We start from the raw sequence: 18,154 nt of genomic DNA on the forward strand, positions 1-18,154 counted from the left end.
TCCTAGCAGGATTGCAGACATCCAACCAAGATTTGTAGTTAGTGATTACCCCTGGGTGAAAGAAAGACTAGGTGAGAAACGTGAAGCGAATCTGTATGCTTGGAAAACGCTGCTTTCTTCTGGTGTGTTGTGTGCAGGCGGATCGGATGCCCCAGTAGAACCTGTTAATCCACTACTCGGCATTCATGCATCGATTACTAGAAGAGAACCTTCACAGTCCAATGGTGGATGGAATGAAAATGAAAAGATATCCATGATGGATGCTATTAAGTTATTTACGGTTGGCGGGGCTTATGCAACAAATGAAGAGCATCTAAAGGGGACAATAACGAGAGGGAAATTAGCAGATATGACGGTCTACTCGAACGATCTTTTTTCAATGGAAAATCCGGACGATCTATTACGAACAAAAGTTGAAATGACAATTATTGATGGTGAAGTAAACGCATTATAAGGGATTTAAGACTATTGAAGATAATGAAATAAATAGCAAAATAACAGGACATTGGATGCATGAATATTGATCAGCGGATTCCTTGCATTATAAATAAAAACAACTTTGCTGCATGTACTTTTTTTCATTGTACATTCAACGAAGGTGTTTTTCATTTGAAAGGAATCCGACTTAGTTTATAGCACGTTTATCCGCGGAGTTCACATTATGTGAGCAATTGTTCTATTAAACACCATATGGATATGGCTTGCTGAAGTTCGAGGCTTTCATTGTGCCTTAAGTAATAGATGGAATATTGTTATATTCCCTTTCATAAACTGTATAAAATATTATGATAAAAGACAAGGCAGGAAATTTTAAAAAGAATTGTACTATACTTTTTGAGTACAATTTGGGAGGTGATAAAGGATTATTCGAAACTCTCTCTCTTTTTTCTAGAAAAGTCGGGTTATTATCATAGGGATATTTTTCTGAGAGAAGTTTATAGGAATTTAAGCCTATAGTTAGAAATATTATGTTAGAATACAACAGGAGATTTAAACATCAAATAAATAGTAGTTTTTCTGAATTTACCCATACTTGTTAAGTGAGTGTATTTTCAGATTTCTGCTATTTAAAAAAGGAGAGGTTAATTAACGTATGAGAATCTCAGAATTAAAAAGAGAAGCCCTACTTTCTTTGAAAGGTAAATGGGGAGTAGCCGTTTCACTTATGTTGCTCTTGTTCTTGATCAATGTCATTTTACCTATGATTGTTGAAGTGATCGGAAGTGGTGGGTTTACACAGTGGTTCGCGCAAGAAGAAACACCGGTATGGTCGGATATCTTCGGAACCGTACTATCTATAGCCTTAATCCCGCTGACTATAGCAACCACTTGGTTTTACCTGAATATAGTCAGGAAAGGAAACCCTGATATTCCAGAGGTATTCGCTATCTATAAAGAAGGAAAAACCTCTTTTAAGATTATCGGTGCATCAATTTTACAAGGTATTTTCATATTTTTATGGTCATTATTATTTATTATTCCAGGAATCATCAAGAGTCTGTCATATTCCCAACTATTTTTCTTATTAAAAGATCACCCTCAATTAACAGTGCTTGAAGCATTTTCAGAAAGTAAGAAACGAATGAAAGGGTTGAAATGGAAGTATTTTCTAATGCACTTAAGCTTCATAGGCTGGGGAATACTATGTATATTCACCTTAGGGATTGGACTTTTATGGTTGGCCCCTTATGCGGGAACAACAATGGCAGCATTCTATAATGAATTAATTGTACCTCAAGATGATTCTGACAACGATCAAATAGAAGCATAAACGCTTGGCCGATAGCAAAATTGCTATCGGTTTTTTTATTTTTAGTATCTCCTATTTAGTCATATATGAGAATGACAGTATTGTAGACTATTGCTTTGTTTTGATAAAGGATGGAACGAATCCAAGGGAGGACTTTGGCTTTTACTCATAACCTACCGCATATCTTATTTCACAGCCATTCATAACCATTTGGTTATGAAATGATGATTGAATTTCTATTATTTTCCTCACGAGAGCGGGAGTATAATGAGATTGAATCGAAAAATAATGGCTCTATGCGTTCAGGGGAGAAACGGAAAAATGAGAAAAACCATAGGAATCAAAGACAATAATGCAAAGATCAGCATCATTTGGGTAATCAGCATTCTGTTCATAGCGGCCAATCTTCGTGCACCTATTACGTCAATAGGTCCATTAATTAGCCTGATTCGTGATGATACAGGAATCAATAATGCAGTCGCAGGGATGGTGACGACGATTCCGCTGATAGCCTTTACTTTGGTTTCCCCTGTGGCCCCATTGATTGCAAAGCGAATTGGAATGGAATGGACTTTACTATACTCATTACTGCTACTCATAGTGGGATTATTCCTTCGATCGATTTCATCAGTTACGGCTTTAATGACCGGAATGGCTTTTATGGGAATTGCCATTGCAGTTGGGAATGTTCTACTTCCAGGTATCATCAAACAGAAACATCCAGAGAAAGCAGGCATCTTGACTGGTGCCTACATAGCGAGCATGAACCTTTCATCAGCCATCGGTTTTGGAATCAGTATTCCATTAGCCAAAGAAGCAGGCTTAGGATGGCAAGGATCTTTATTATGTTGGGCAATTCTAGCTATTGCCACATTGATTCTTTGGTTGCCCCAAGTGAAGGGAAAGCGGGGAGAAAGAAAGAATCGCGCTTCAAAATCAACAACATCGATTTTTTCCTTTGAAATGTGGAAATCGCCGACAGCTTGGAACATCACACTCTTCATGGGCTTACAATCATTACCGTTTTATATTTTGTCAGCATGGCTTCCTGATATGTTGATGGCTCAAGGCATGGATCAGGCTAAAAGCGGCTGGATGCTAAGCATTAATCAATTCACTTCGCTTCCGGCGACCATCATTACCCCAATTGTCGCGATGCGCATCCCAAACAGGAGCATTCTTGGAATCATATCAGGGATATTAATGACCATCGGTATGGTGGGTGTGGGTTTCGGTCAGCTTTCGCTGATACCAATTTGTATGGTTTTGATAGGTTTAGGGAACGGTATGGCCATCAGCTTTGCCATGATCACATTCGGATTACGTACGGAAAGTGCACAGCAAGCAGCTGATCTTTCAGGAATGGCACAATCTATTGGATACTTACTTGCCGCGATCGGACCAATCTTGATTGGCTTGATTCATGATCTTACTCATAGTTGGGCATTACCAAAACTGATCCTGATTTTCATTACTGTATTATTAATTATATCCGGTGCCTTTGTTGGTCAAAGGAAACCTGCTTTGAAGAAAATCCAAAAAAGTGATGAAAAGTCTTATAGTATATAATGGGTTTTTAAAATACGTAGAAAGAGGGCGTCCCCGATCGATCTTTTACAAATGAGATACTTTCAAATCGTTGCAAAACATCAACATTTAACAAAAGCAGCGGAAGCATTGAACATCACTCAGCCAGCCCTCAGTAAAATGATTAGTAAATTGGAAAATAGTCTTGGTTATGAATTATTTGATCGAAGAGGCAGGCAAATTCAATTAAATAAACTCGGTGAATCCTATTTGCGAACTGTCGAACAGGTCTTTTTACAATTAAAAGAAGGGGAAAAGGAATTAGCCTTCCTGGCAGATAAGCAGGATAAATTAATCTCCATAGCTGTTACCATTCCGAGTATTCTGCCAGAGTTATTAGGCGGTTTTCTAAAGAAACATCCCAATGCCCGATTTAGACAACATCAGGCTTCCTTCGAACGAATCAAAAAACAGATTGAAATAGGGGAAATAGACGTCGGTATCTCAACAGTACCTGTGCTAGGGGAACATATTGAGTGGGTCCCCATCCTAGAAGAAGAAATACTTCTAGCCGTGCCCCTTTCCCACCCTTTGGCTAATAGAAAGAGCATCTATCTAAAAGAAGTGGAGAATGCTCCTTTCATCGTTATGCCATTAGGTTATGATTTTCGCGATATGACGGAACGATTTTGCAGAGAAGCAGGCTTCTATCCTGATTTTGCTTTTGAAGGAGACGAAACGGGAATCACTCATGAGCTCGTAGAAAAAGGCCTCGGCGTTGCCTTATTTCCATCATTGCTATCAAATGAAAGATTACATGATTTACAAACGGCAAAATTGAAGATCATTGAGCCTCACTGCTCAAGAAAAGTTGGGTTGGTTTGRCATAAAAGCCGGCCATGTAATGATATTGTAAAGAGCTTCATACAATATACGATGGAGTTTTTGGAACATAAAAAAGATCAGGAAAGAAAAATGGATTTTCATTCTTAATTCCCCTTTAAAGGTTAAATTGTTAATTTTAAGGTGTATAATAGAAAACTTAGAATGCTATTTAGGGGGATTACATAGTGAGTAGTTTTAATATGGCGGATATGATATACCAATTGTTTTGCCTTGTATTTCTAATCCTGATCATAGTAGGTATCGTATCGCTTTTCCGTTCTGTCAAGCAACGCAAAACTAGACTGGATATCATGGAAAAGAAAATGGATGATTTATATGAACTAATTAAAAAGGACAGCGCTTGACGGCTACATTCTGTGGCCGTTTTTTCTATGCAAAAGGAGTCATTGGGTACAGTCTAATTACCGCTTTGATGGTTGTGAAGGTTAGTCAGGGAATCATCAATTAAAATAGCTAATGAAAAACCCCTGTCTCAGAATTTGAAAAGAAGATAGGTTTTTTTCATCTTTTGAAAGACATAACGAATCATAAAAAGAAATAGGATTTGTTAAAAATAAGCAGTTTTACATGGCGAGATGATGGAATGCATGACATTTGTTGGGCAAACTGCATGTTAAGGAGTTGGTATAGATGATGCATGGTTTGTGATGGCTTCTTATCTTATAATGGAGTGGGTTAGATATTTAAGGGAAATAAAGAAAATACAAACAAACCATCAAAAATTTACGTACATGAATGATGACCCTATAACTAAGTGTCGGAGATGAAGAATGCTAAACATTCAATCCTTTTGTTAGGTATCTTTGAGAAGTAGGAGGAGTCGGTATCATGAAAGAAATTATTGCAATTAAAGAAGTCACTCAGTTTAAGTCCCGTGCAGAGGAATTTAGTCCATACGCCTGGTGTAAACAGATGTTAGAAAATGACCCTGTGAGCTATCACGAAGGAACAAATACGTGGAATGTTTTTAAATATGAAGATGTTAAGCGTGTTCTTAGTGATTATAAATATTTTACGAGTGTGCGGGAACGGACTACCATATCGGTTGGAACGGATAGCAAGGAAGGTTCAGCACCTGAAAAGATCAAAATCACTGAAGCGGATCCACCTGTGCATAGAAATCGCCGTTCACTGTTGGCCGCAGCATTCACACCTAGAAGTCTCCAAAACTGGGAACCTCGCATTCAGGAAATTGCAGATGAATTAGTCGAACAGATGGGGGCAGACAAGGAAATTGATATTGTGCAATCATTGGCAAGTCCGCTTCCGATTATTGTCATGTCAGACTTAATGGGCGTTCCCTCAAAAGATCGTTTACTGTTTAAAAAATGGGTAGATATCTTATTCCTTCCCTTTGACAAAGAAAAACAAGAAAAAGTTAATGAAATGAAGCAAGTGGCAGCAAGAGAATATTATGAGTATTTATATCCAATTGTTGTACAGAAACGGTTACATCCAGCTGATGATATCATATCCGATCTATTGAAGGCTGAAGTAGATGGTGAAACCTTTACAGATGATGAAGTTGTGCGTACGACCATGTTGATTTTAGGAGCGGGAGTCGAGACAACCAGTCATTTACTTGCCAATACCTTTTATTCACTATTATATGATGACAATAAAGTCTATGAAGAGTTACGTAATAACCTGGATTTAGTACCACAAGCCGTTGAGGAAATGCTGCGTTACCGATTCAATTTAACCAAATTAGATCGTACAGTAAAGGAAGATAACGATTTATTAGGAGTAGATTTGAAGAAAGGGGATGTCGTGGTTGCCTGGATGAGTGCAGCAAACATGGATGAGGATATGTTTGAAGACGCATTCACTCTTAATATACACCGTCCTAATAATAAGAAACATCTAGCCTTTGGAAATGGGCCGCATTTCTGCTTAGGTGCTCCGCTAGCACGACTGGAAGCAAAAATTGCCCTTACCACATTTCTAGAGAAATACTCACATATTGAATCAGTGGATTCGTTTCAGTTGGAAGAGAATCTGACCGATTCAGCGACCGGGCAAACTCTAACTAGCTTACCACTTAAGGCATTCAGTAAACATTAAAAAGAAAAACCTTATGCCATTAACCAGCATAAGGTTTTTTTCGTTTTAAGATTACTACATTGCATACATGTTGAATGGTATGCTGAATGTTCCCAAACTCTTTTACCAAATGTGAGTGGATTTCATCGAGGATTTGTACCCGCTTATCTTCGGAAAAACTTGAAAGCCAGGATAATGACCCCACTCTTCCACACCATTCTTCGTTTTTAAATGTCACATCGTAATAGAATTTATATGTATCTGTTAAATCAAATTGATGTTCCTGCCATTCGTTAAACCACTTAACCGGAAAGCCGTTAATAAATTGTTGGACATTCGCTTTAGATCCTGCAGAGGTTAGTTTGCCATCCGGCATATGACGTTTAATGATTTGAAGCGTTTCTTTTATTACGTTACTTTTAGAAACGAATCCTGAATCCATCACTATTAACGTGCCATTTTCTTTAATAATCCGCTTTATTTCATTCAATGCTGCTTCTCGATCAAACCAGTGCCAAGCCCTTAAAACGGTTACAAAGTCAAAAGTATCACTTTCTAAAGTTGTATCCTCTGAATATCGATTAACATATTTTATTCTACTATTTTCTTGTCTATCAATATTATGCGCTTCTTCTATCAATTCCTTTGATGGTTCAACGCCAACCACCTTAGCTCTCTCCTTAAATAAAGCTCTACTCAAAACGCCAGTCCCAGAACCTAAGTCTGCAACCGGAACATTAGCAAAGTTTATTCCTCTGATTTTTAAGCTTTCTATTAATTCACCAGGTAAATCATTTCTCCATTTAGCATAATCTTTAGCTACTTTTCCGAAATTCACTTTCATTCATTTTCCACCTTCTTTTTTTTTTGCTCAGACTCAGGTGATCTATAGTGATAGGATTGAGCTATAAAGAAACAAGCAATTTTGTGTTTATCAAGCTTTATTAACCATACAAAAAGTCATATCAACAAATATGGCCAACCCGTAATAAGTAGAAAGCTAGAAAGAAAATCCCCCATAATAATTACCTTTCAAATACGGATGACAGAATATGTATATCTTTGATTGTATCATAATGGGTAATTATGTAAATGTAATAGAAGTATTTTAGATAGCACCAATGTTAAAGAGGACTAAGTACATAAGGGTTATTCGATATAGATATTACTTTCATCATTAAGGTTAAGACCATGTTGGTGTAGAATCCAGCAAGTTGAAGTTGGATAAGGAGATATATTTACCGTAACCTTAAGTTGAGTTGGTTAAGCTGTATAGAGTAGTATTAAAAGATAGAATGATTTTAAATTATGTAGCGGGAGCAGGGATTTTCATTTCACGAGTGGTTCTTTACCTATTATTTGAATAAATTGTGGAGCTAATTGAGGAAGATAACCGACCTGTTTATTTTTTTGTAGAAAGATTAGCAAATTTTAATGAAAATCTAATCAAAATCTTATTTCTTCTTCATTCAGTATGTATACTCTAATAATGGATACGTTGAAGATGCATCATATGTCCTTCCGATTCCACTTCTTATTATTCATAGAAATCTTTCTCTATTACAAAGATGGGGGGAAATCAAAAAGAGGTTTTATAAAGCTCGCTACATACAATCATAAATGAAACAGATAGAATAAATGAGTTAACTAATGAATTAAACTAATGAATTATTAGTATTTACACTGGATAAACAGAAAGAAATGCAAGTTCCTTTCGTTCTTTGTTATGGTTTAGATCATATAGAATGAAGTTAAAACTCTATATTGAGATCTTACTTTAATCATGCAACAGCGGTTTTAAAAAGTGAAAGGATGTTATTATGAAATTAAAGTTTCAGTTGTCTATTGCCTTTGTATTTAGTGTAATTTTTTTAATTGGATTCAGTATAATGGCATTCACAATAAGTGCATATGAATTCTTGAATTTTGATAGAGCGGTGATTTCCTTCGTTCAAGGCTTAGAGTCTCCAACTTTAACAACCATCATGAAGGTCTTTACGTTTATTGGTTCATCTAGTTCCATAATTATACTTTCCTTACTTGTTTTATTTTACTTGTATAAGGTATTGAAACATCGTTTGGAGCTAGTCTTATTTAGTGCTGTCGTGGTTGGCTCAACTCTCCTCAATTTGATATTGAAACTTTTCTTTCAACGAGCTCGTCCTGATTTACATCGACTCATTGAGATAGGGGGATACAGTTTTCCAAGTGGACATGCGATGAATGCATTCACTTTATATGGTATTCTCACATTTCTACTATGGCGGCATATTTCTACTATGTGGGGGAGAACTCTGTTGATTTTGTTCAGCGTGATGATGATCCTTACAATAGGAATAAGTAGAATATACTTGGGGGTCCATTATCCTAGTGATATTATTGGAGGATATTTAGCGAGTGGCTGTTGGCTTGCCATTTCCATTTGGGTTTTCCAAAAGTATAAAGAAAGCCAGAAAAACAAAGAAGTTAACTAAAGTTAGGACAGGCAATTCAATAAGAAAGCAGCTAGGGACTAAACAAGTTATCTGCTGATTATATCAAATGATTGAAATAGTTAGGAGCTTTTAAATGGAAAACTGGATTACGGAATTTATGAATAATTTTGGGTATATTGGAATCTTTCTATTAATAGCATTGGAAAATATTTTTCCGCCTATTCCATCAGAGGTCATTCTAACCTTTGGAGGTTTTATGACCACGGTATCAACAAATTTGACTATATTCGGAGTCGTGATTGCATCAACTCTTGGATCAGTGGCAGGGGCTGTGGTGCTTTATGGGATTGGTTTACTGATTGATGTGAAAAGGATAGAGAAGTTTGTGGGTAGATGGGGACATATTTTTCGGTTAACAGTAACTGACGTCCATAAGGCAAATTCTTGGTTTGACAAATACGGAGCGTGGACTGTTTTTTTCTGTAGACTCGTTCCGTTGATTAGAAGCTTAATTTCCATTCCCGCAGGTATGTCTCATATGAGTTTTTGGCTTTTTTTACTATACACAACAACCGGAACATTGATTTGGAACGTGATTCTGGTGAATGTTGGAGCAGCTGTAGGTTCTTCATGGGAAAACATCGTAGGGTATATGGACATTTATTCAAACATCGTATATGCAATATTTGTATTACTGTTTATTCTTTTCGTTGTTTTAATTTTTAGAAGAAATAAGGGAAAAAGAAAGTGATTATAGTAGATTTAAAAAATGATAAAGGACCGTTCAAGTCTGAACTTTCATTACATAATCTTATATAAACATCAGAGGCTGTCATTATGACAGCCTTTTTCATATGTCATTCAAACGGGAAAGCGGAGAGGATGAGCTTTGAACGTAGAATAAAGGGAATGTGCTTTGGACAAAATGAGTGAAACGAAAAAGGAATGAGGTTCGGCGCGATGGTTTCTTTTTTCAAAAATAAAGGACAAATGAAGAAACGTGAGAAGCAAAAGATAGATGATAAAGATCAATCTAAAAGTAAAAAACTTGAATATATTGACAGCTCTATTTCAGCCAATCTAGACCATATGAAAAAGAAAACGGGTAACAGCCCGGACATTATTGTCCGAACGTTGAAAATCAGTCAAAACCCTGAAATTAAAACGACTATCTTGTATGTGCAGGGTTTGATAGATAATCCAAGCGTTACGGACTTTTTAATTGAATCAATCATGAAAAACCCTCATCTAAAAGAAAAACTACTTCCTAAAGAAGCACTGGACGTGATTTCTGAAGAAGTAGTTTCTCTCGGTGGTGTAGAATCTGTCACGGACTGGGAAAAATTATTTTTGTCATTATTATCAGGGGATAGCATCATTTTTGTTGACGGCATAAACAAAGCCTTGGTTGCCAGTACAAGAGGGGGAGAACGGCGTTCCATTCAGGAACCAAGCACACATTTGACGGTCCGCGGTTCAAGAGAAGGATTTACTGAATCGAATGCAACAAACATCGCCATGTTACGCCGCATTATTAACAGTCAGGATTTATGGATTGAGTCTATGAAAATAGGTACTGTGACAAAGACGGATGTTTCCATTATGTATATAAATGGGATTGCTAAAGAAGGAATCGTCGAGGAGGTCAAAAAGCGCTTAAAAGGAATAAATATCGATAGTATTCTTGAATCAGGATACATTGAACAATTGATAGAAGATCAGGTCATGACCCCATTCCCTACCCTTAATCATACAGAAAGACCTGATATGGTTGCGGGTAATCTTCTTGAAGGAAGAGTGGCGATATTTGTTAACGGATCGCCTTTTGTCTTGGTGGCCCCAGCCTTATTCGTACAGTTTTTCCAATCTGTCGAAGACTATTATAATCGTTTCGACATTGCCTCAGCCACACGTTTTTTACGGATCATCGTTTTTATAATCTCTATAGTGGGACCGGCTGTCTATGTTGCAGCCACAACTTTTCATCAGGAAATGATCCCATCCAAGTTGCTAGTCATTGTTGCAGCGCAAAGGGAAACGGTTCCTTTGCCGGCCGTTGTTGAAGCACTCGTCATGGAAATAACCTTTGAAATCTTAAGGGAAGCAAGCCTTCGGATGCCAAAGGTGGTTGGTTCAACCATGTCCATTGTCGGAGCATTGGTGATTGGGCAGGCGGCAGTCCAGGCTGGCGCTGTATCACCGGCAATGGTCATCATCGTTTCGATCACGGCGATTGCCAGTTTTGCGACTCCTTCTTATTCCATCGCCATTTCTGCACGTATAGTGCGGTTCGGATTTATCATTTGTGCCGGCGTTTTAGGTTTCTATGGCATGATTTTAGCCTTTATCGTCCTCATCGTCCATTTATGCAGCCTCCGTTCATTCGGCGTTCCTTATATGTCACCTCTCGCCCCTCTTAACCCAGAAGGATTAGGTGACACATTCTTTAGAAGACCTATGTGGGCGTTCAAAGAAAGACCAAAATTATTAAGCTCCAATAATAATCTGATACGGGAAGGCGATAATCAAAGACCTTTGCCTCCTGAATCGCGGGGAATGAAAACTTCTGACAAGAAAAAAGGTGAAGGCAATGAATCGTAAATGGCTCGTTCTGCTCTTGATGATCGGCACCACGTTCACCTCTGGATGCTGGGATAAAAAAGAGTTAAACGAGATAGCCATCGTCTCGGCAATGGGAATCGATAAAGATAAAGAAGGAAAGTTAGTGGGAACGTTTCAAATCATTAACCCAGGCAATGTTGCGGGGTCTCTTCAGGGAGGCGGCGGGACAAATCCCGCCATATCCGTTTATAGGGCCACTGGAAATAATGTGCTTGGACTAGATAGTATTGCTTCAACAAAAATTTCAAGAGATATGTATTTCGCTCATGCAAACCTGATCGTCATAGGTGAGGAAATAGCAAAAGAAGAGGGCATTAACGCTATTTTCGATGCCTTTGAGCGCTCCCCAGAATTTAGGGCAACTTCGAGGATCGTGATAGCTCGAGGTGTAAAAGCCAGGGATATAGTCGAAACATTAACGGCAATCGATAAAGTATCAGCTGAAAAAGTCATTAGGACGATTGAATCTTCGGAAAAACAGCAGGGGAGAAGTATCAGTGTCAATCTTCAAGAAGTGATTAAAAACCTTGTGAGTACCGGAAAAGAACCGATAATTAGTGGTTTTACCGTGAAGGGTAACACAGATAAAGAGGATAAAATGGAGAATACTCAGACCTCTGATATTGAGGCTAACCCAACTACCGCTGGAATAGGTGTATTTAAAGATGGTAAATTGATTGACTGGCTGGATGGTAATAAGGCAATAGGCTCGATGTGGGTTTTAGATAGGATTGCACATACCAATTTAAACATTGATTGGAATGATAAAAAAGACGCAATCACCTATCAAGTGCAACGCCAAAAAACCAACGTCGCGGCAAAAATGAAAAATGGCAAACCTAAAATGTTGATAAAGGTCCTTGTTGAAGGAGATATCCGCGAGGCAAATATTCCCGTGAATCTAAACAGTCCGCACGTTCTGATAGACATTGAAAAGAGGTTAGCAAAAGACTTAAAGAAGGAGATGGAAGATGCGATCGTTCGTGCACAAAAAAATAAATCCGATATTTTTGGCTTTGGTGAAATCATGCACGAATCCCATCCGAAAGAATGGAAAAAAATCGAAAAGGACTGGGACGATGTTTCTTTTCCTAAGCTGGAAGTAGATGTACAGGTAGAGACTTTCATTCGCCGTACAGGATTACGTAACAAGCCGTATCTTTCAAATTTAAAAAAGAGCGATCAATAATGGAAAGGAAGTGGCATCCTCGTGGAAAAGGCAAAAATCAGCGGCTTCCAGCTATTCGTCCTTATTTTCCTGTTTGAAATAGGAAGTGCACTTTTGGTTCCGCTTGCAGGTGAAGCCAAACAGGGCGCTTGGCTAGTCATTCTCATTGCGATGATAGGCGGTTTTTTGTTATTTTTCGTTTATTATGGCCTTTTTCAATACTACCCTGATCAGCTGCTAACTGAATATGTAAGACATATAATGGGGAATTTTTTAGGAAGGATAGTAGCTTTTCTATACATTCTATATTTCATGTATCTTGCTGCAAGAGTGTTGAGGGATTTCGGAGAGACCCTGCTTACCTTCGCCTATCCTCATGTTCCGTTATTTTTTGCGAACGCAGTATTTATTTTGGTGGTGGTGTATACGGTTCGTAAAGGGATAGAGGTACTGGCAAGGACGGGAGAACTTTTCTTTGTGTTAGAGAATTTACTTTTCATGACATTCATTCTTCTGATTGTTGTTTCAGGAATGATCCATATAAACAACTTAAAACCTGTTTTTGAAATCAGTGGGGTAGAGATGATGAAAATGTCCTTTACTGAAACCTTATTTTTTCCATTTGGCGAAATCATTGTCTTTTTAATGATTTTTCCTTATTTGAACGAACCTCAGAGGCTAAAAAAAATTGGTATAGGGAGTTTGGCTGCAAGCGGTATTTTTCTCGCGTTTATAATGGCTTTGAATGTAGCTGTGCTTGGGGTGGATCTTACAATACGTTCGCAATATCCTTTTCTTTCCCTCATTCAGTCAATTGAGATCGCTGGCTTTTTGGAACGACTCGATGTTTATTTTTTGGTTAAACTCATGATTGGAGGGTTCATCAAAATAAGTGTGTTTACATATGTAGCGGTAACGGGTACGGCAAATGTTTTCAACTTTAAAGAACCTTCTCGGCTGGCTTATCCAGTTGGTTTTGTCATTTTACTAATATCCATTGTGATTGCAAGTAGCTATTCGGAACATATCCATGAAGGGCTAGGTGCTGTGCCCATCTACGTTCATTTACCATTTCAAGTGATAATTCCAGTATTTCTTTTGGTTATTGCTTATTTTAAGAATAGAAAAAAAAAGCAGGGCTTTGTACCACCAAAACCCTAAAAGGTGGAGCTGATAAAAATGAAAATCTTCGGTATTACTATTTTGATGCTAATCCTTTTAGTGGCCTTGTCTTTAGGCCTAGATAATCTTTTAGGGTTTGATTTGGATAATTCCATTAAACATGCATTTAATCCTTTTTTGGTGAAGGATGTGACTGAACTTGTCCTCTTTCTTTTTCTTCTTGTTATGCTTTTGTTTAGTTTCTTTTATCGAAAAAAAAAGAAAGGAAACAAAGCCAAAGGACAACAATAAAGATTTACATATTCCCGTTGCTGCACTATAGATGAACTCTATTTCAAATCTGATTTGAATAAGGGGGTTTGTCTTTTTGCTTTTTTACCACCTCGGATTCCCATTTCATAGTATGATGATAAAATGAGCTTATTTTTCATATAGAATGGAAAACCACCTTTACATAAATAACAATAGCACAGAGGTCCTCAGGAAGGAGAACGGCATTTTGAATATCAAATTAAATCAAAAAATCATTAAAGATATGTGCGGGACAGTCTCCTTCAAAAGAGGAGATGCTTTTTATCGTGCTAATAAAGTGACATTTGAAAGTTACCGTCCTGATGGTTGTGAAGCAACTGTTAAAGGAATAGAAGATTTCCATGTCTCTATTGAAGTGGATGCTGCCGGAGGCTTTCGCACGAAATGCAGCTGCCCAACGCTTGCTTCTTTTCAACGGGATTGTCAGCATATTGCGGCCGTATTACTGTCGGTATACGAACACCAGCGTCAAGGAACAATTCCTGAAGGTCTAAACGAACCTCAGTCTGACGCTTCAGCAAATATGAAGCTGACAGATGGTTTGCTTACGCTTTTCAATAATCAGCCTGTACGCTCAAGTGGCCATCAGCTCCACTTTGAAAACAGGCAGGTGCTTGATGCGGAGTTTACATGTAAGCCCATCACGATAGGCCAGGGCAGATACATGTTCGGAATTGAAGTGAAGATTGGTTCGACAAATGTACCGAATCTCAGGGATTTTCTGAAGCAGGTAAAAGAAGGAAAACCTGCCCAAGTGTCCCTTTCATTTCTGTATGATCCTGAACTCCATTGTTTTCAGCGTGAAACAGATGCAGTTATTCAGCAGCTTATCCAAGTGACTTATGATGAACAGGTCTATCTTGACGCGCTTCCGTACAAATCTGACTATACAATGAGCAATCACCTGTTACTCATTCCGCCAACTTCTTTTGAAAGGCTTGTCCCTATCCTAACAATCGCACCATTGGTGAAGCTTGCGTATGACGGGAATACGTTTGATAGTTTTCAGATATCCGGCGAACCGCTTCCTTTACAGTTTGAATTTGCCGAAAGTGAGGGCAAAGGATATAAACTGAATATTAAAGGGTTGAATGAAATAATTGTGATGAATGCATACAGATCTGTTTTATCTGAAGGGAAATTGGTTCCCCTCGAAAGTGAAGACTGCCAACGTCTCTCAGATTTAAAACAGATGTTGGAAGATTCAGGAATGAATCAAATTCCAATTCATCAGGAGCAATTAGAGTTATTCCTGGAAAAAGTGGTACCAGGTTTGAAAAAACTAGGTGATGTTCATTTCTCAGGGGGCATTTCTGAGCAGTTCGAGAAGACACCATTGATTGCTAAGCTATACTTAGATCGCGTAAAAAATAGGCTGCTTGCAGGGTTGGAGTTTCACTATGAAAATATCGTGATTAATCCTTTGGAAAATCAGGAACTCAAGTCAGTTTCCAAGCTTATAAGAGATGTGGATAAAGAGGAAGAGATCCTGCAACTGATGGATGATAGCATGTTTGCCAAGACAGACGGTGGATATTTTTTACATAATGAAGAGTTGGAGTATGAGTTTTTGTACCATGTCGTTCCGAAACTTCAAAAGCTTGTTCAAATATATGCCACGACTGCTGTAAGAAATCGGATTTCCCGAGGGAATGCTGCTCCGCAAATTAGGGTGAAAATCAAAAAAGAACGGACTAATTGGCTGGAATTCAAATTTGAAATGGATGGCATTCCTGAAAAACAAATACGAGAAGTTCTAGAAGCTCTAGAGGAAAAAAGGAAGTATTATCGTTTGAGGAATGGATCGTTGCTTTCCCTTGAGACAAGGGAGTTTGAAGAAATCAATCGTTTTCTGAATGCACTTCCGGTCCAGAATGAAGATTTGGAAAGTCGCTTAAATGTACCAATCGTAAGAGGGCTTCAGCTTCTTGATTCTGTAAATGACAGCAATACATTTACAATAGAGGAGTCATTCCGCAAGTTCTTGGAAAACATCCGCAATCCAAGTAACCTGGAGTTCGCGGTGCCAAAGAGTTTAGAGTCAATATTACGGGACTATCAAAAAAGCGGCTACAAATGGATGAAAATACTTGCTTGCTATGGCTTTGGAGGAATTCTCGCAGATGATATGGGACTGGGTAAAACTCTGCAAAGCATCGCATTCATTTTATCCGAGCTTCCAGACATCCGTAAGAAGAACCTCCCCGCTCTTATTGTTTGTCCATCATCTTTGACATATAACTGGCTGAGTGAATTCATGAAATTTTCCCCGGATATACAAGCCATCGTCGTGGATGGCAATAAAACAGAAAGGTCAAAGATACAGAAGGAAATAACGGGCATAGATGTTGTCATTACCTCATATCCGTTATTACGTAAGGACATTATGTGGTTTGAGAAACAAGATTTTCACACGGTGTTTTTTGATGAGGCACAGGCATTTAAGAACCCAGGGACACAAACGGCACGAGCGGTGAAGAAGATACAAGCGGATCATCGCTTCGCCCTCACTGGTACCCCGGTTGAGAATTCACTAGAAGAGCTGTGGTCCCTTTTTCACGTTGTCTTTCCTGAACTATTCATGGGGTTAAAGGAATACAGTAACCTCTCAAGGGAAAAAATTGCTCGTAGGATCCGGCCATTTTTACTTCGGAGGTTGAAAGAGGATGTATTATCGGAGCTTCCAGAAAAAATCGAGTCGATGGAATCGATGGAACTGCTACCTGATCAGAAGAAACTGTATGCTGCTTATTTGGCAAAGCTGCGACAAGACACATTGAAACATCTGGATAAAAATACACTTCGGAAAAATCGTATTAGAATCCTCGCTGGCTTGACTCGGTTACGACAGATTTGTTGTCACCCCGCCTTATTTGTGGACGGTTATAAAGGAAGCTCAGCTAAATATGAGCAACTAATGCAGATTGTTGAGGAATCAAAGCTTTCTGGAAGAAGGGTACTGATTTTCTCACAGTTTACGAAAATGCTTCAGATCATTGGTAGAGATTTAGCGAATCAAGGGCAGCCCTTTTTCTACCTAGATGGACAAAYACCATCAAAAGAACGCGTTGAAATCTGTAATCGATTTAATGCAGGTGAACGTGATATATTTCTCATTTCATTGAAAGCAGGCGGTACAGGTCTTAACCTGACGGGTGCCGATACTGTCATTTTATATGATCTTTGGTGGAATCCAGCAGTCGAGGAACAAGCAACAGACCGTGCTCATCGTATGGGACAGAAAAATGTTGTTCAGGTCATCAAACTTGTTGCCCGCGGCACAATCGAAGAAAAAATGAATGAACTGCAAGAGAAAAAGAGGCATCTGATTGAAGAAATCATCGACCCTGAGGAGAAATCGTCATCTGCTCTTACTGAAGAGGACATTCGGGAAATATTGATGATATAGAGAGCTAGGGGAATTACAGAATGTTAGCAGCAATGTTCTAAAAAACAGATTATGTTTGCTATGTCTGTTTCATTACTAAACCCCCACGCGATTATTGATACCGTTGGGGTTATTGGAATCAGTTCTCTTAGCTATACCGGGATAGAGAAAATGACGTTTACCGCTGCAACTATATTAATTTCTTGGATTTGGTATTTCAGTCTGGCTATCGTGGGGAAAAAGGTAGGAGATATCGATACCGATGGGAGATTTATAAACGAAATCAACAAAGTATCTGCAATTATGATATGGATTGTCGCTATATATAGCATTCCAACTATACAAAATGTAGTAGGACTTTTAACGGCGTTCCTAGTCAATTATAGTGTTAGCCCAAGAAGGCCGCCCTCCAATTGGCGGCCTTTTAAGTTTTGACTATTGAAGGGTAACATGAAATTTGAGAGCGTTCCGGGCGCCACTATGAAAGAAGAAAGCTGATTAAAAAGAAAACAATCAGATCAGGTCATACTGCGAGGGAAATCTGGCATCTACCATGATTCGCTGAAGGAATTCACTTATTGCTATAACCTTTTCTGATTTTGATCTCCGAAGAAAGGAAAGAGTACATGTGATAAATCCAAACGAACAAAAAGTAAAAAATAATAAAAACCCTATAACTATATAGGGTCAAATCGATTTCTTCATGCCGCACTCTCTGCATTTACGAATATATACATAGTTCTTAACCGAACTTTCAAATTGAGCTTTACCGCAATTGTCACAGCGACCACTAACGATGTCAGGATAATCTGCGTAGTCATAAATAATTGTGGTGTCATATTCCTTTTTTTCTTCTGGAATTTCTTCAGACAAAGTAAAAT

Annotated in this window: 15 protein-coding genes and 1 pseudogene; 14 read left to right on the forward strand and 2 right to left on the reverse strand. The window is 38.3% G+C overall.

The annotated features are described in order from the left end of the window. From AC1DUW_RS06170 to AC1DUW_RS06195, 6 genes are all read left to right on the forward strand, one after another. Positions 1–454: amidohydrolase family protein (locus tag AC1DUW_RS06170; protein WP_477642206.1), on the forward strand; the 454-nt coding region annotated here is incomplete at its 5' end. 639 nt (positions 455–1,093) lie between these two features. Then, positions 1,094–1,771, forward strand: a complete 678-nt coding sequence (locus tag AC1DUW_RS06175) for a DUF975 family protein (RefSeq protein ID WP_098175675.1) — start codon at positions 1,094–1,096, stop codon at positions 1,769–1,771. 300 nt (positions 1,772–2,071) lie between these two features. Continuing rightward, on the forward strand, positions 2,072–3,319 hold the full coding sequence (locus AC1DUW_RS06180; protein WP_053347457.1) for a CynX/NimT family MFS transporter: 1,248 nt from the start codon (positions 2,072–2,074) through the stop codon (positions 3,317–3,319). A 36-nt stretch (positions 3,320–3,355) separates the two neighbouring features. After that, a complete protein-coding gene (locus AC1DUW_RS06185; protein WP_477642216.1) occupies positions 3,356–4,270 on the forward strand; it encodes a LysR family transcriptional regulator in 915 nt (304 codons plus the stop codon). Positions 4,271–4,347: 77 nt separating this feature from the next. Beyond that, positions 4,348–4,527, forward strand: coding sequence for a DUF4083 family protein (locus AC1DUW_RS06190; protein ID WP_053347455.1), 180 nt, complete (start codon positions 4,348–4,350; stop codon positions 4,525–4,527). Positions 4,528–5,008: 481 nt separating this feature from the next. Continuing rightward, positions 5,009–6,247, forward strand: coding sequence for a cytochrome P450 (locus tag AC1DUW_RS06195; protein ID WP_053347454.1), 1,239 nt, complete (start codon positions 5,009–5,011; stop codon positions 6,245–6,247). A gap of 19 nt (positions 6,248–6,266) precedes the next feature. On the opposite strand, the gene AC1DUW_RS06200 is transcribed toward AC1DUW_RS06195, so the two are convergent. Then, positions 6,267–7,070 carry a class I SAM-dependent methyltransferase gene (locus AC1DUW_RS06200; protein WP_053347453.1) on the reverse strand — a complete coding sequence of 268 codons (804 nt, stop codon included), beginning with the start codon at positions 7,068–7,070 and terminating at the stop codon, positions 6,267–6,269. Positions 7,071–8,046: 976 nt separating this feature from the next. Between AC1DUW_RS06200 and AC1DUW_RS06205 the strand changes: the two genes are divergently transcribed. The 8 genes and pseudogenes from AC1DUW_RS06205 to AC1DUW_RS06240 all read left to right on the forward strand — a co-directional run. Next, on the forward strand, positions 8,047–8,700 hold the full coding sequence (locus AC1DUW_RS06205) for a phosphatase PAP2 family protein (protein ID WP_477642207.1): 654 nt from the start codon (positions 8,047–8,049) through the stop codon (positions 8,698–8,700). 94 nt (positions 8,701–8,794) lie between these two features. Beyond that, complete coding sequence (locus tag AC1DUW_RS06210) at positions 8,795–9,412, forward strand: DedA family protein (RefSeq protein WP_053347451.1); 618 nt, start codon at positions 8,795–8,797, stop codon at positions 9,410–9,412. Positions 9,413–9,621: 209 nt separating this feature from the next. Beyond that, positions 9,622–11,262, forward strand: a complete 1,641-nt coding sequence (locus AC1DUW_RS06215) for a spore germination protein (protein ID WP_053347450.1) — start codon at positions 9,622–9,624, stop codon at positions 11,260–11,262. Next, complete coding sequence (locus tag AC1DUW_RS06220) at positions 11,252–12,472, forward strand: Ger(x)C family spore germination protein (protein ID WP_053347449.1); 1,221 nt, start codon at positions 11,252–11,254, stop codon at positions 12,470–12,472. The genes AC1DUW_RS06215 and AC1DUW_RS06220 overlap by 11 nt, the downstream gene beginning before the upstream one ends. Positions 12,473–12,493: 21 nt before the next feature. Further along, positions 12,494–13,612, forward strand: coding sequence for a GerAB/ArcD/ProY family transporter (locus AC1DUW_RS06225; RefSeq protein ID WP_053347448.1), 1,119 nt, complete (start codon positions 12,494–12,496; stop codon positions 13,610–13,612). A gap of 18 nt (positions 13,613–13,630) precedes the next feature. Further along, a complete protein-coding gene (locus AC1DUW_RS06230; RefSeq protein ID WP_053347447.1) occupies positions 13,631–13,864 on the forward strand; it encodes a YczF family membrane protein in 234 nt (77 codons plus the stop codon). A gap of 208 nt (positions 13,865–14,072) precedes the next feature. Next, a complete protein-coding gene (locus tag AC1DUW_RS06235; RefSeq protein WP_477642208.1) occupies positions 14,073–17,294 on the forward strand; it encodes a DEAD/DEAH box helicase in 3,222 nt (1,073 codons plus the stop codon). A gap of 39 nt (positions 17,295–17,333) precedes the next feature. Next, positions 17,334–17,600: pseudogene (locus tag AC1DUW_RS06240) on the forward strand (LysE/ArgO family amino acid transporter); the annotation flags it as partial. 360 nt (positions 17,601–17,960) lie between these two features. On the opposite strand, the gene AC1DUW_RS06245 reads toward AC1DUW_RS06240, so the two are convergent. Then, positions 17,961–18,146: a DUF8096 family protein gene (locus AC1DUW_RS06245; RefSeq protein ID WP_053347445.1), complete on the reverse strand. Its 186-nt coding sequence runs from the start codon at positions 18,144–18,146 to the stop codon at positions 17,961–17,963. Positions 18,147–18,154 lie beyond the last annotated feature (8 nt).

The sequence above is a fragment of the Peribacillus sp. P4_C12 genome, from assembly GCF_056402095.1.